Here is a 14,006-nt window from a genome sequence, read left to right as displayed (position 1 = left end):
CCCTGCGAGACGAGGTTCACGAGAGCCTCTCGCGGAGCAGGGAGAGCACGGCGGGCCGTTGCTGGTCCGGATGGCAGAAGTAGTGGTCGCCGGAGAACGTCTCCAGCCGGAACTCGCCGTGGGTCACTTCTTTCCATGCGCTCATGCCCTCCTCGCCGACCAGCGGGTCCCGGAGCCCGTGCAGCGCGGTGACGGGTGCATCGAGGTCCGCATCCGCGGTCGAGGGCGTGTACCCGTGGACGATGCGAAGGTCGGCACAGCCGACGGGATCCAGCACACCGAGAAGCTGCTGCCCGGCTTCCCCGCCGAGGGACTCCCGCACGGCGCGGGCGAGTTCCTCGGAATCTCCCCCGAACGCGTCCAGCAGCTCGGTGGGGGACGGCCATGCCGAGTACCCGAGGGACCCGTAGGCCTTCGCGACCCGGGTCGCCAGGGGATTGGGCCCGAGTGAGGGTGAGGTGTACGCCGCGACGAAGAGATGACGCAGCGGCCCGCCACGGACGGTGCCGAACTCGTGGGCGAGCCGGTAGGCCAGCAGCGCGCCCATGCTGTGGCCGTAGAAGGCGAAGGGGCGGTCGGTGTAGGGGGCCAGTGCCTCGGCCAGGAGCCCGACGGCCTCCCCGCAGTCCTCCAACGGGTGCTCCTGCCAACGGTTCTCCCGGCCCGGGAGCTGCACCGGGCAGACGTCGATGTCGTCCGGCAGCCCGTCCGCCCAGGTGCGGAAGACGGACGCGCCGCGTCCGCCGTACGGGAGGCAGAACAACCGCACCCGGGGGCTCCGGCTGAGCCGGTGGTGCAGAAGCCACCGGGCCGGGTCCCGGGCCACCGGGACCGAGTGCCGTTCCCCGACGGACGCCTGGTCCCGGGCGTCGGCCGGGCCAACGGATCCGGGAACCGACCGGAAGGCCGGCAAGCCTGCCAACAGGGTGGCCAGATCACCCACCGTGGGGCCACCCAGCAGTACGTCCAGCGGGACGTCGGCGCCGAGATCCGCGAACAGCAGCTGGCGCAGTCGAAGAGTGCCGAGCGAGTCGAGGCCGAGGTCGGAAAGGGAATGCTCGCTCATGTCCTGAGCGTCCACGGTGATCAGGCCGGGCAGTACGCCGGTCACGTACGCGAGGAGGATTTCAGGCTTTTCGTCCGGCGTGGCCCGCCGCAGCCGCCGCACCGTATCGGGGCGTCGCGGTGTCTGCTCGTTCACGAGGGGACCGGCGACCACGTCAGGGGGCAGGAGTCGTACCTCGGCTTCGTGGCATTCGGCCAGCAGGCGTCCCGCGTGGTCGAAGAGCCGGTAACCGCCCACGAGGCTCTGCCCGTCCACCGGCTCGGTCAGCTTGAAGTGCGCCCACAGCGGCTCGGCTCCGGCATCGGGGGTGTTGTCGAGACCGAACCGGCCCAGAGAGGCGGTGATGAACGCGGCATCGACGGAGAGTCGTTCACCACCGGCCAGGACATACAGCTGGGCGCAGGCGTCGAAGAGGCCGGGATTCAGTCGCGCCTCGGGCCCGTCCGCCCCGGCGCCCCGCAGCCGGGCAAGTACTTCGCCGTCGCCCGACCAGGCTTCCTCGACGCACATGACGGAACCGCCCAGCGCCACACCACGCCCGCGCAGGCCGCGGTAGAAGTCGTCGCCCGAGGAGTGAACGGGCAGGCGTGCGCGCAGCGCCCGGCGCTCCTCCTCGGGCAGTTCGGGCCCCACCAGGGAGGGACGGGTGCGGAACTCGCCGTACACGTGCCTGCTCCATCGCGACTCTCCGTCGGCGACGCTGTGCACGGTGAAGGACCGCCAGCCGCCCTGCTCGTGCCCACCGGTCCGGTCACCGCCCTCGACGACGATCTGCACCGTACGGCGCTCGTCGGCGAACCGCAGAACCTGTGCGAACACCACGTCGCGCAGCTCGTACGCCGGGGCCCCGCCCAGCTCGTGGGCGACCGAGGTCAGCATGTCGTGGTAATAGCCCAGGTGCAGGACCCCGGCCGTGTCGGCGAGCGCGGGCAGCCGCCGCCGACTGAGAACGGTCTCGAACTGGTGGCTCGGCAGTGGGGACCGTACGAGCGTGAGCGCCGTCGGACTCGGCGCCAAAGGGGAGGCACCGTCCGTTCGATGGACGGCGGCTCGGAAACTCTCGGCCCGTGGCACCGGCGGGGCATGTCGGGTGCGCCGGAAGGGGTAGGTGGGCAACGTGAGACAGGCGGGACGCTCACCGTCGTGGATCCCGTCCCAGGTCACCTCGGCCCCCGCCCGATAGGCCGAGGCGAGCCCTTCGAGCAGCCGGGTCCACAGGCTCGGGCCGCTCCCGGCGTCACTCGGGGCCCGGTCGCTCGCGGTCGCGCGGGTGATGCTCCACCACAGGGTGTCGGCCGCCTCGGCCGCCTCCGTGTCCGCGGCCGGGCCGACGGTGATGAAGGTTCCGTAACCGCTGTCCGCAAGGGGGGCGAGTACCACACGGACGGCATGCGGCTCCCCGTCCGGCCCGGCGCCCGGTCGAGCCTCTTCGGAGAGCCAGAAGCCGGGATCGGTCGGTCGTCCGCCGTTCGCCGCCGCCCCGGGGCCGGGGATGAAGCGCAGCCTGGGCTGTGCGAGGGAGGCCGTGGGCCGCGGGCCCGCCCCGCGGCGGGCCGCGAGGTACGCCCCGGCGTCCGGTACGTCCATGATCCCGGCGAAGCAGGCGGCAGCCAGCGCACCGACGCCGCTACCGCCCACCGCGGCGGGGACGATGCCCCACCGATCGGCAAGGAGGCGGGCAAGCGCGAGTTGATAGGTGAAGCGGAGCACGTCGGCCACGAGCGGTTCGAGCCGGGACGTCCGGTCCCGGTCAGCCGTCGTGCGCGGATCCCATGCCGCGGCGGCCCCTGCGGCCGCGGTGGCCTGCAACCGGGTGAGGCACTCCTCGTGCGCGGCGCGGAAACCCGGGCTCATCGCGTACAGCTCGGTGGTGTGCTCCGCCGCCTGGACGAGGTCGGCGTGCAGGAACAGGGCCGTGTGCCGACCGGCGCGGCGCGGCCGGTCCGGTACGAGCCGATCCGTCATTTCCTGGAGTTCTACGCCGAGTTCGACGCCCGAGGCGGTGGTCACCAGCGCAGCCCGGTAAGGGAAGTGTCGGCGGCGGGTCCCAAGGGTGTGGGCGATATCGGCCGGATCCGCCTCGGGGTGGGCACAGACCCAGTCCGCGAGACGACGCACGAGGTCGCCCAGTGCGTCGGGGTCGGCTGCGGACAGCGGCAGTACGTGTGCCCCGTGCGGCGATCGCAGGGCGGCGGCGCGCTGCTCCGGGGCAGTGGTCTCGGCGTCTTCCAGGACCACGTGGGCATTGGTGCCGCTGAAGCCGAAGGAGCTCACCCCCGCGATCCGCGAGCCCTTGCCTGCCGGCCAGGGCAGCGACCGGTCGGGCAGGATCACCGCGCGGCCGGCTGCGCCCAGACGTGGGTTGGGCTCCTCCAGGTGGAGGTTGCCCGGGATCCGGCCGTGCCGCAGCACCTGCACGGCTTTGATCAGCCCCGCGACACCGGCGGCCGGTTCCAGATGACCGATGGCGGACTTCAGCGCGCCGAGGACCAGGGGATGCGAGGCGGGCCGGTCCCGGCAGAGGACGTCGGCGGCGGCGCGGAACTCGATCGGATCGCCGAGCGGTGTTCCGGTGCCATGGGTCTCCAGGTATCCCACCTCGTGCGGGTCGACCCCGGCGTCCCGCAGCGCCTCGCGCAGCAGCTCCCGCTGAGCACGTTCGCTGGGCACGGTCACGCCACCGGACTTCCCGTCGTGGTTGACCGCGGAGCCGCGGATCACGGCCAGTACGGGAGCCCGGACCGCGCGGGCGTCGGACAGCCGCATGAGCGCGACCATGCCGCACCCCTCGGCCCGGACGTAGCCGTCGGCGGCGGCGTCGAAGGGACGGCACCGGCCGGTGGGCGACAACGCGCCCATCTTGCACAGAGCGACGTACGGTTCGGGCGCGAGCAGCAGGTTGACCCCGCCGGCGAGGACGGCGTCGCACTCCCCGAGGCGCAGGCTCCGCAGCGCCAGATGGACGGCCACCAGCGAGGACGAACACGCCGTGTCGATGACGAGTGCCGGTCCGCGCAGCCCCAGCGTGTGGGCGATCCGGCCGGCGGCGATGCTCGGGGCGATGCCGGTGGCGGTGAACGGACCGACCTCCGTGGGCGGGACGGGCACCCGGGAGTGGTCGGAGCCCGACATCCCGACGAACACGCCGACTCTCCGCGGCGCCGGCCCTTCGACGAGGAGCCCGCCTCTTTCCATCGCCTCCCAGCTCGTCTCCAGCAGCAGACGGTGCTGCGGATCCATCTGCGCCGCTTCCTGTGCCGGGATGCCGAACAGGTCCGCGTCGAAGGCGTCGACGTCCTCGGTCAGGAATCCGCCTCTGCTGGTGTACGTCCGGCCCGGAGCCTGGGGGTCGGCCGAGTGGTACAGCTGCGTGGGCCATCGGCCGGCGGGGACGTCGCCGACGGCGTCGACGCCGCGTTCCAGCAGTTCCCACAAGCGCTCCGGCGAGTCCGCGCCGCCGGGCAGCCGACAGGCCATGCCCACGACGGCGATCGGTTGCTGTCTGGCCGATCGCTCCTGTTCGAGCTCGGCGCGCAGGGTGCGGATGGCCGTCAACGACCGCTCCAGCAGATCGTTCTGGCGCTGCGTCACAGTCCCAGTTCCTTCAGCTCGTCGCTCAGCGCGATATCGAGGTCGTCCCCGAAGCCCTCCTCCGTCGCGCCCTGCCCCGCGGCGTCCACGGCGCTCAGGATCGGGAGCGTCCGGGCGAGCCTGCCGAGATCCGCGTACAGCACGCCGAACTCCGGTGTGCCGGTGGCGAGGGAGAGGTCGAACGCTTCGGTGGCCAGGTCGGTGTCCACGGGGGCCAGGCCGTGGCGGCGCAGCAGGTATCCCTCGGTCGCCGCGTCCACCCGCATCCCGCCGTCCCTCATGTACGGCCAGATCAATGCGATGCTGCGGCCGCTGCGTTCACCGCGGGCGCGCAGCTCCTCGCGGCGTCGGGCGAAAGCGGTGAGGAAGGCGCTGGCGTAGCCGTAGTCGCTCTGCCCGGCGTTGCCGGTGAGGGAGGTGAGCGACGAGAAGGTCATGAAGAAGTCCAGTTCGTCACCTTGGGTGAGGGCATCGAGGTGGACGGCGCCGGCGAGCTTCCCGGCGAGCACCTCGTCCACGTCCTCGGCGGTCTTGCCGGACAACAGCGCGTCCTGGATGTGTCCTGCCGCATGGATGACGCCGCCGAGTCCGCCGTGCCGGCTTCGTACCTGCTCCAGCAGGCGGCGTACGTCGTCCTCTCGGCCCATGTCCGCTCGGATGTGTTCGACTGTGGCGCCGGTCGCGGCGATCCTGTCGATCGCCTCCCGCTGGCCGGGCCCGGGTGCCGACCTGGCGGCAAGGACGAGGGTGCAGCCGGGAGCGCGCCGGGCGATGTGCTCGGCGAAGGCCATTCCCAGTGCCCCGTGACCGCCGGTGATCAGGTAGGTGCCCTTGGGGGCGAGCCGGCCCGCCTGCCGGTCACCGGCCGCCGGGCGAAGCCTCCGCATCCGCCGGACGAGGCGGCCGCCGGGAGCGTGGCGGACCTCGGCGGGAGGTTCCGGCACACCGAGCTCGCCGCCGCACGCCTCGATCACCCGTGCGAGTCCGGGCAGCGCATCCGCCGTCTCCCCGGCCACGGCCAACGACTGGCAGATCAGCCGGGGGCTTTCGTGCCGTACGCAGCGGGCGAACCCGCCGAAGGCCTCCACCAGGGGCTGCGGTCCCTCGGCTTCGGCGTACTCGTCGAGCAGCAGCAGCCGCACCGGGTCGGGGAGAGTGGCCAGAGAGCGGGCCAACGGGAAAACCGAGCGGATACCGACGTCGAGCTGTGCGTCGAGCTGTGCGTCGGGGTGTGCGTCGGGAGTCGGGGCGGTCATGCCGGCACCGGACGCCCAGCGGTGGACGAAGACCCTGGGCACGCCGCCCGGTCGGGCGGCGAGGTCCGCCACCAGCCGTGCGCAGTCCGCGTCCTGCCCCGGCCGCACGACGTACTCGTCGTCTCCGGTGCGGCCGTACTCCTCGCCCGGCCGGACCAGGATCACCGGAGTGTCCGAGCCCAGCTCCCGCTGCCGTCGGGCCAGCGCCGCGGCGAGCGTCCCGTCCCGGTCGAAGACCACCGCCCCGGTCGGCCAGGCGACGGGGGCGCCCGCCGGGTCCGGCAGGGGATCCGCGTCCCAGATCCCCTCGTAGAACATCTTCTCGAACCCGGCTTCCGGGCTCTCGATGACGGAGGACGGCCCCACGGCGGGTGCCGTGGTCACCACAGGGGGAAGGGGGACCGAGCCGATCTTCTCCAGCAGGAATCCGGCCAGTTCCCCGACGGTCGGGTAGTCGAACGTGACCGTCGCGTACATCGGTACGCCGAGCTCCTCCTCGATCCGGGCGGCGAGCTGGACGGCGAAGATCGACTCCAGGCCGAGTTCGATGAAACCGCGGTCGGGATCGGGAAGGGTTCCCGGGGCGTACTGGAGCAGCCGACCCAGCTCCCCACGGAGCCGCTCCACGAGGAAGGAGCGCCGCTCGCTCTCCGGTAGGACGGCCAGCTCGGCGAGGGTGCCGGTGTCCCGGCCGCCGTCGGGTTCCGTCGCAGTCGAGCCGTCCGGCCCGGCGTCGTCGAGCCAGTACCGGTCGCGGCTGAACGGGTAGACCGGAGCGGGTGTCCGGCGCGGGCTCTCGTCCGCCGTGTACATCTCGTGCCAGTCCCACGAGGTGCCCTGCGTCCACGCGCGGGCGATGTCGTCCCACTTCCCGAGTTCCGCGAGACGGGCCGGCTCGCCGGAAGCCGTTTCCGGTCGGGGTCCGCGCGGTGCGACCCCCCTGTGCACCACCGGGTGTCCGACGGCGCTGTCGGACGGGGAGCCGTCCTCCAGGTAGGCGCGGAGGGCGGAGACCGCTTCCTTCCGGTCGGCGGCGACGAACGCCAACCGGTGCGGCAGGGCGCTCCGTCCGCACTGCAGGGTGTAGGCCAGGTCGAGGAGAGCGTCGGCTTCGTCCCTCCCGCCGTCGGGACCGTTGCCGCCGTCGGCCAGGAACACCCGCAGCCGCTCGGCGTACCGCCGCAGTGCGGCCTCGTCGTCGGCGGACAGCACGAGGACGCGGGGGCGGCGCTCGCTCCGACGCCGGGGCGTCTGCTCGGGTGCCTCCTCCAGTACGACATGGACGTTGACGCCGCCCGCGCCGAAGGAGCTGATGCCGGCCCGGTGCGGCAGCGGCGTACCGTCCGGCCCGCTCATCGGATCCCACGGGCCGCGTACTGCCTGGACCTTGAAAGGAGTGTCCTCGAAGGGGATCTCGGGGTTGGTGCGGTCCGAGTGCAGCAGCGTCGGGACCAGCGTGCGGTACCGGAGCTGTAGCGCGGTCTTGGTCAGCTGGGCGATGCCGGCCGCCGCTTCCGCATGGCCGATGTTGGACTTCACCGAGCCGACGGCGCAGTACTGACCGACCCTGGTGGAAGGGGCGTACGCGTCGGCGAGCGCGCGCATCTCGATGGGGTCGCCGAGGCTGGTGCCGGTGCCGTGGGCCTCGACGTAGCCGATGGTGTCCGCGCTGATGCCCGCCGACCTCAGGGCCGCCTGGATCACTTCGGTCTGCGCGACGGGGTTGGGGACGCTGTAGCCGAAGGTCCGGCCGTCGCTGTTGACCGCCGAACCCTTGATGACCGCGTAGATGTGGTCGTTGTCGATCAGCGCCTGCCGGAGCGGCTTGAGCAGCACGGCGCCGACCCCCTCGGCCGGGACATAGCCGTCGCCGCCCGCGCCGAAGGCCCGGCACCGGCCGTCGCTCGCGAGGAACCCCGCGTCCTGGAGCATCATGTACTTCGTCGGGTGGAGGGAGAGGTTGACCCCTCCGGCGATCGCCGCGTCGCACTCACCGCGCCGGATGCTCTCGCAAGCGAGGTGTACCGCGTACAGGGACGAGGAGCAGGCGGTGTCGACGGTGAGGCTGGGACCGCCGAGGTTCATCAGGTAGGACACCCGGTTCGCCGCGGAGAACGTCTGGGACTCGACCGTCACCCACTCCCCGCGGGCGACCGCCCCGGCGCCGAAGAGCTGGTAGTTGTTGTACGTGAGGCCGCAGAACACCCCGACCGGCGCCCGCCGGTCACCCGCCGCGGGATCGGCGAGGGAGGCCGGTGTGTGGCCGGCGTCCTCGACGCACTCCCACGCCGTCTCGATGAACAGCCGTTGCTGTGGATCGAGGAACCGGGCCTCCACGGGTGCGATGTGGAAGAACGTGGCGTCGAAGGCGTCGACGTCGTCCAGGAAGCCGCCCCATCGCGGCCAGTCGTCGCCGTGGCGCTCCCTCGCGAGTTCGGCGTACCGGCGGAAGCCCGGACGGTCCAGGGGGATCTCGCCCACGGAATCGACGCCGTTCAGGAGATTGCGCCAGAACCCGGTGACGGTGCGGGAACCGGGGTAACGGCCGCTCATGCCGACGATGGCGATGTCGAGGCCCGACGAGGACGGTTCGCCGCGCGTCGCCGTCGGCACGGTCCGCGAGGAGGGGGTATCGACCGTCATGGGGGCGGGGGCGGAGTGCCGGGCCAGGTAGGAGGCCAGATCGCGGAGGTTCTTGTACGTGTAGAAGACCGTGGCGGACAACGGGCCGTACCGGTGCTCCAGGCGCTTGCGTAGCTGGAGCACCGTGATGGAGTCCAGGCCCAGTCGCTCGAACGGAGTGTCCACGCCGATCTCGGTCCGGTCCCATTTCAGCACTCCGGCGAACTCGTCGAGCAGCTCCTCGGCGATCTCGGTGTGTGCCGAAGGGGAGGGCACGGCGTCCACCGTGCCGGCGCGCTGACCCGAGCCCGGCAGCGTGGCCGCGTGGCCCTGTGGTGGCAGGGCGGGCGAGCTGCTCAGCTGCTGCCGGGGCCAGAACCGGCGCGGCTCGAAGGGGTAGCCGGGCAGGGGCATCCGGCGGTACGGCCATGCCGGTCGCAGCGCGGCCCAGTCCAGCGCGACACCCGCGGTCCACAACCGGGCGAGTCGGTCGAGTCCGCCGCCCGCGGCGAGCTCGGCGAGGTAGGCGGCACCCGGCGGGTCCGCTCCGAGGTCGGCGAGGGCGTCCGTGGCGACGCCGGTATGGACGCCCCGGGCCCCGGCGTCGTCGCGACAGAAGCTTTCGAGACCGGCGCGCAGTTCCGCGAGGTTCCGTGCGACGACCGCCAGCCGGTACGGCATGGCTTCCCGCCCGGTCTGCAGGGTGGCCGCGAGGTCCGGGAGGTCCGCAGGGCCCAGGAGGCCGTACGCCGGGGCTTCGTCGGGTGCCGGGGTGTCACCCAGGCGGGCGGCGAGCTGCTCGGCCTGGGCCCGTAGCCGCTCGGCGGAACGGGCGGACAACGGCACGATGTGAGCCCGGCCATCCAGCCGTGGCCGTGGTACCGGAGTCGCCGGAAGGTACTCCTCCAAGACCACGTGGGCGTTGACGCCGCCGAAGCCGAACGAGCTGATCCCGGCCCGGCGGGGCAGCGAGCGGCCCTCCGCCCCGACTGGACGGGGCCAGGCGCGGGTCCGGTTCAGGAGGCGGAAGGGGGAACCGGCCAGCCGGAGGTGCGGGTTGGGTGCGGTGAAGCCGCGCAGGGCCGGCAGGCGGCCGCATTGGACCGCGAGGATCGCCTTGACCAGGCCCGCCATGCCCGCGGCGGCCTCCAGGTGGCCGATGGAGGTCTTCACCGAGCCGATGCCGCAGTGCGGCTCGTCTGCATCGGCCAGACCCCAGTCGTCGTACAGCGTGCGGAACGCTTGTCGCAGGCCTTCGATCTCGACCGGGTCACCGAGCTCGGTGCCGGTTCCGTGGGCCTCGATCAGCCCGGCGGTGGACGGGTCCAGACCGGACTGCCGCCAGGCCGCGACGATCACGTCGGCCTGGCGGTCCGGGCTCGGGGCGGTGAGCGAGGCCGTGCGGCCGCCGTGCCCGACGGCGCTGCCCCGGATGACCGCGTGGATTGTGTCCCCGTCGGCTTCGGCCCGGGCGAGCGGCTTGAGGAGCACGGCGGCGACGCCTTCACCGCGTACGTATCCGTCGGCCCGTGCGTCGAAGGCCTTGCAGCGGCCGTCCGGGGCGAGCATTCCGGCCTGGGCGAAGGAGACGAAAGCACTCGGCCCGGCGAGGACGTTGACCCCTCCGGCGACGGCCTGGTCGCATTCACCGAGTCGGATGCTGCGGACGGCCCGGTGCACGGCCACCAAGGAGGACGAGCAGGCGGTGTCCACCGGCTCGCTGGGGCCGTGCAGCCCCAACAGGTACGAGACGCGGTTGGCGAGCACCGAGTGCGCCAGCCCGGTCGCCGTGAGGGCCTCGACCGGCGTGCCGGCGGCGGTCAGCGCCTCGACGTAGTCCATGCCGCTGACGCCGGCGAAGACCCCGGTGCGGCTGCCGGCCAGGGCGGACGGCCGGTAGCCCGCGTTCTCCACCGCGTGCCAGACGGTTTGCAGGAACAGCCGTTGCTGAGGGTCCATCAGCAGGGCCTCGGCGGGGGAGATGTCGAAGAAGGAGCAGTCGAAGGCGGCCGCGTCGCGGAGGAAGGCACCCCATCGCCGTGGTGCCGCCTGCTCAGAAGGAGTGGCGGGGCCGCCGTCGGGCGACCGCCAGTCCCAGCGGTCGGCGGGGACCTCGCCGACAGCGTCGTGTCCGGCGATCAGGTTCTCCCAGAACCCGCGGAGATCATCGGCACCCGGGAACACGCCGCTGATGCCGATCACCGCGATCGGCTCGTCCGTCGCCACGGCCGATGCCGGCCCGTGGGCGGTCGGCGGCACGGGATGCGCGGGCGCGGCTGCGTCGGCGGTCGGCGACGGGTCTTCGGCCGTCGACTCGGCCGGGTACAGGTGCGGCATCCGGTCGCGATGTGCGGACACCAGGTGGCGGGCGAGCGCGCCCACGGTGTGGTGCTCGAAGAAGACCGACGGTGCCACGTCGGTTCCCAGGTGATCGCTGAGCCGACAGGAGAACTCGATGAGCTGGAGGGAACCGAAGCCGAGTGCGGCGAGCGCCGCCGTCGAGGTGACCGCAGTGCTCCCCCCGCTCTCCCGGCCGGTGGCCCCCAGCATCTCCCGCACGTCGTGCAGGAGGTCGCGTTCGAGGAGGCGTACGTACGCCTCGTCGTCCTGCGGCTGTCGTACCGGGGCGGGCCGCGGGCGCGTCGGCTGCGCTCGAATGGCCCGGACCATTCCCGTGACCGCCGTACCCGGTCCGACCTGCTGGAAGTCGTCCACTCCCGCGTCGAGCAGGTGGCGCACCGAATCGGTCCAGCGCACGGGGGCGGTGATCTGCCGTGCCAATTCGGCGCCGATGTCCCGGCCGTGGGGCGCGGCGGTGGTGTTGGCGATCACCGGAATCCGCGGCGGCGCCAGTTCGAATCCCGTGACGAAGTCGGCGAACGCCGTCGCCGCGTCACCCATGTAGCGGGAGTGGAACGCGCCGCTCACCGGCAGCGGGAGGCAGTTGGCGCCGGCCGTCACCAGGTGCGGGACGACGCGGGTGATGCTCTCGGCAGGGCCGGAGATCACCAGCTGTTCGGCGGTGTTGTAGTTGGCGACGTCGATGTCGTCGCCTCCGCACCGGGCCAGGACGTCGGCGATGCCGTCCGCGCCGAGACCGATGACCACGGCCATACCACCACCGGCGGCCAGGGCCATGAGCTCGGCACGCTTCTGCACCAGTCGTAGGCCGCCCTCGAAGTCGAAGACACCGGCGGCTTCGAGGGCGTTGTACTCCCCGAGACTGTGGCCTGCCAGGAAGTCGGGCGGGTTGTCGTGCCGCTCCGACCAGTCCCGGTGGGCGAGGGAGTTGACGACGTACAGTGCGGGCTGGGTGTAGAGGGTGTCGTCGAGTCGGCCGTCCGGGTCGCTCAGGCACAGCCCCGCGATGGAGTATCCGAGGATGTCATCGGCCCGGGCGGTGAGGTCCGGGAACCGCGCGAAGAGCTCCCCGCCCATGCCACGGTGCTGGGAGCCCTGCCCCGGGAACAAAAGCGCGATCACTGCTGACTGCTCCGATGATGTGTTCGGGGTTCGGGAAGGGGCTGGGCGAGAACGGCCGACCGCACCAGCCCGCCCGATTCGTATGCTTCTCGGCACGCGCTTCGGCGCAGCTTGCCACTGCTGGTCAGGGGCAGGCTTCCGGGTTGTACGGGAACCAGTTCGTGCAGTTCCACGCCGTGCTTCACCATCAATGCCGTGCGCACGGCGTGCTCCACGCTGGTGTCCGTCAACTCCGCGTCGCGTACGGCCCTGGGATCCACCTCGGCGACCATGACCAGGCGTTCGCGGCCTGTGACGTCGAACCGGAAAGCGGAGATCCGGTTCGGCCGGAAGGCGGGGACGGCGTCCCCGACGGTGGCCTCCAGATCGTTGGGCCAGTGGTTGCGCCCATTGATGATAACGACGTCCTTGACCCGTCCGGTCACGTACATGTGGCCGTCCGTCAGGAATCCGAGGTCGCCGGTGCGCAGCCAGGCGCCGTCCGAGTCGACGCCCGCATCCCTGGGCCGGTCGTGGAAGGTCCCGGTTCCGGTGGCGCCTCCGGCGTAGCCGGGGCTGACGTTCCCGCCGCAGGTCCAGATCTCACCGACCCGACGGTCGGGCAGGACATGGCCGGCCGGGTCGGTTACGCACACGCGCTGGTCCACGGGCACGCCGCAGCTGACCAGTTCCACGACCTGCTCGGGCGCCGTGCACGTGTCCGCGGCGACCGCGTGTCCGCGGGCCAACGCCTCCCGGTCGCAGGGCAGCACGCGGGGCTCCTCGTCCACGGGCGCTGCGGTGACCACGAGGGTGGCCTCCGCGAGCCCGTAGGAAGGTGTGTGCGCCTCGGGGTGGAAGCCGCACCGGGCGAAGTGCTCGGAGAAGCGGCGCAGGGTCGACGCCCGGACCTGCTCACCGCCGTTGCCCAGGACCCGCAGACTGGACAGGTCGAGGTCGTCCAAGTCCGCTCCGCGTACCCGGTTCACGCACAGGTCGAGGTTGAAGCACGGTCCGGACGTGATGGTGCCGCGCCACCGGTCGATCGCCCTGAGGTAGGTCAACGGCCTGCGGACGAAGTCGGTCGGCCCCATCAGGACGCACGTGGCGCCCGCACCCAGCGGTCCCAGTACGCCGAGCATCAACCCGAGGTCGTGGTAGAGCGGCAGCCAGCTGACGGCGACGCTCAACCGGTCGACCCGGAAGGCGGCGTTCACCTGGGCCACGGCCCGTGCGATGTTGCCGTGGGTGATCTGCACGCCGCGCGGTGCGGAGGTCGATCCGGAGGTGTACTGGAGGTAGGCGACCGTTCCCGGAAGCAGGTCGACGGGCTGCCCGCCGCCGGACCTCTCATCGGGCACCTCGTCGGTCCGGATCACCTCGTACCCCGCGAGCCGCGGGTCGTCGGCCAGCAGGCGGCGGACGTCCGCTTCACCGGCCTCGTCGGTGAGCACCACGCGGACGCCGGCATGGGGCAGCACCGACGACAGCCGGTCGGCGCCCCAGACCGAGTCGGCCTCGCAGAGGGGGACGGCGACGACGCCCGCGTAAAGGCAGGCAAGGAAGGCCGTGACGTACTGCGGACCCTGCGGGCACACCAGGGCCGCTCGGCTCAAGGGCGCGCACCGTGACCGGAGTTCGGCGGCGACGGCGCGGACCCGGCGGTCCAGTTCGGCGTACGTCCAGGTGAGCGGTTCATCGACGGTCCCGCCGCGGGTGCCGACGAACCGGTAGGCGATGTCGTGCGGTCTGTCCTGCGCGAGCCGGCGCAGCCGCGCTACGGGATGGTGCGGCGGCAGGGCGGAACGGGCCGAATCCCCGGCGGCGGCACCGGACGGTTCGGGCAGGGAAGCGGACACGGTCCGGACTCTCCTCGTCGCAGTGGATTCACGATCATCGGTCGTGATCACCAACGCGTGCCCGCGGCGGAGGACACGGCGCGGGTCGGCCAACGGCGAATCGAGAACGAACGGCCCGAACAGACCGAACGGACCGCACGAATCGAACAG

The 14,006-nt window shown here is 72.2% G+C and carries 3 protein-coding genes; all 3 read right to left on the bottom strand.

Features of this window, described 5'->3' with window-relative positions:
- Nucleotides 1-16: 16 nt before the first annotated feature.
- Genes OG904_RS03840 through OG904_RS03830 form a run of 3 tightly spaced genes read right to left on the bottom strand, consistent with a single transcriptional unit; the run spans nt 17 to nt 13,856 of the window.
- Nucleotides 17-4,657, bottom strand: a complete 4,641-nt coding sequence (locus OG904_RS03840) for a beta-ketoacyl synthase N-terminal-like domain-containing protein (RefSeq protein WP_405487357.1) — start codon at nt 4,655-4,657, stop codon at nt 17-19.
- A complete protein-coding gene (gene fabD / locus OG904_RS03835; RefSeq protein WP_405487355.1) occupies nt 4,654-12,018 on the bottom strand; it encodes an ACP S-malonyltransferase in 7,365 nt (2,454 codons plus the stop codon). The genes OG904_RS03840 and fabD overlap by 4 nt, the downstream gene beginning before the upstream one ends.
- On the bottom strand, nt 12,015-13,856 hold the full coding sequence (locus OG904_RS03830) for a fatty acyl-AMP ligase (protein ID WP_405487353.1): 1,842 nt from the start codon (nt 13,854-13,856) through the stop codon (nt 12,015-12,017). The genes fabD and OG904_RS03830 overlap by 4 nt, the downstream gene beginning before the upstream one ends.
- Between the last annotated feature and the right edge of the window lie 150 nt (nt 13,857-14,006).

Origin of the sequence: Streptomyces sp. NBC_00096, assembly GCF_045041305.1 — a bacterium.
Lineage (GTDB): Bacteria > Actinomycetota > Actinomycetes > Streptomycetales > Streptomycetaceae > Streptomyces.
The sequence above is the reverse complement of the archived record's forward strand: the minus strand, read 5'-3'. Positions and strand labels throughout refer to the sequence as shown.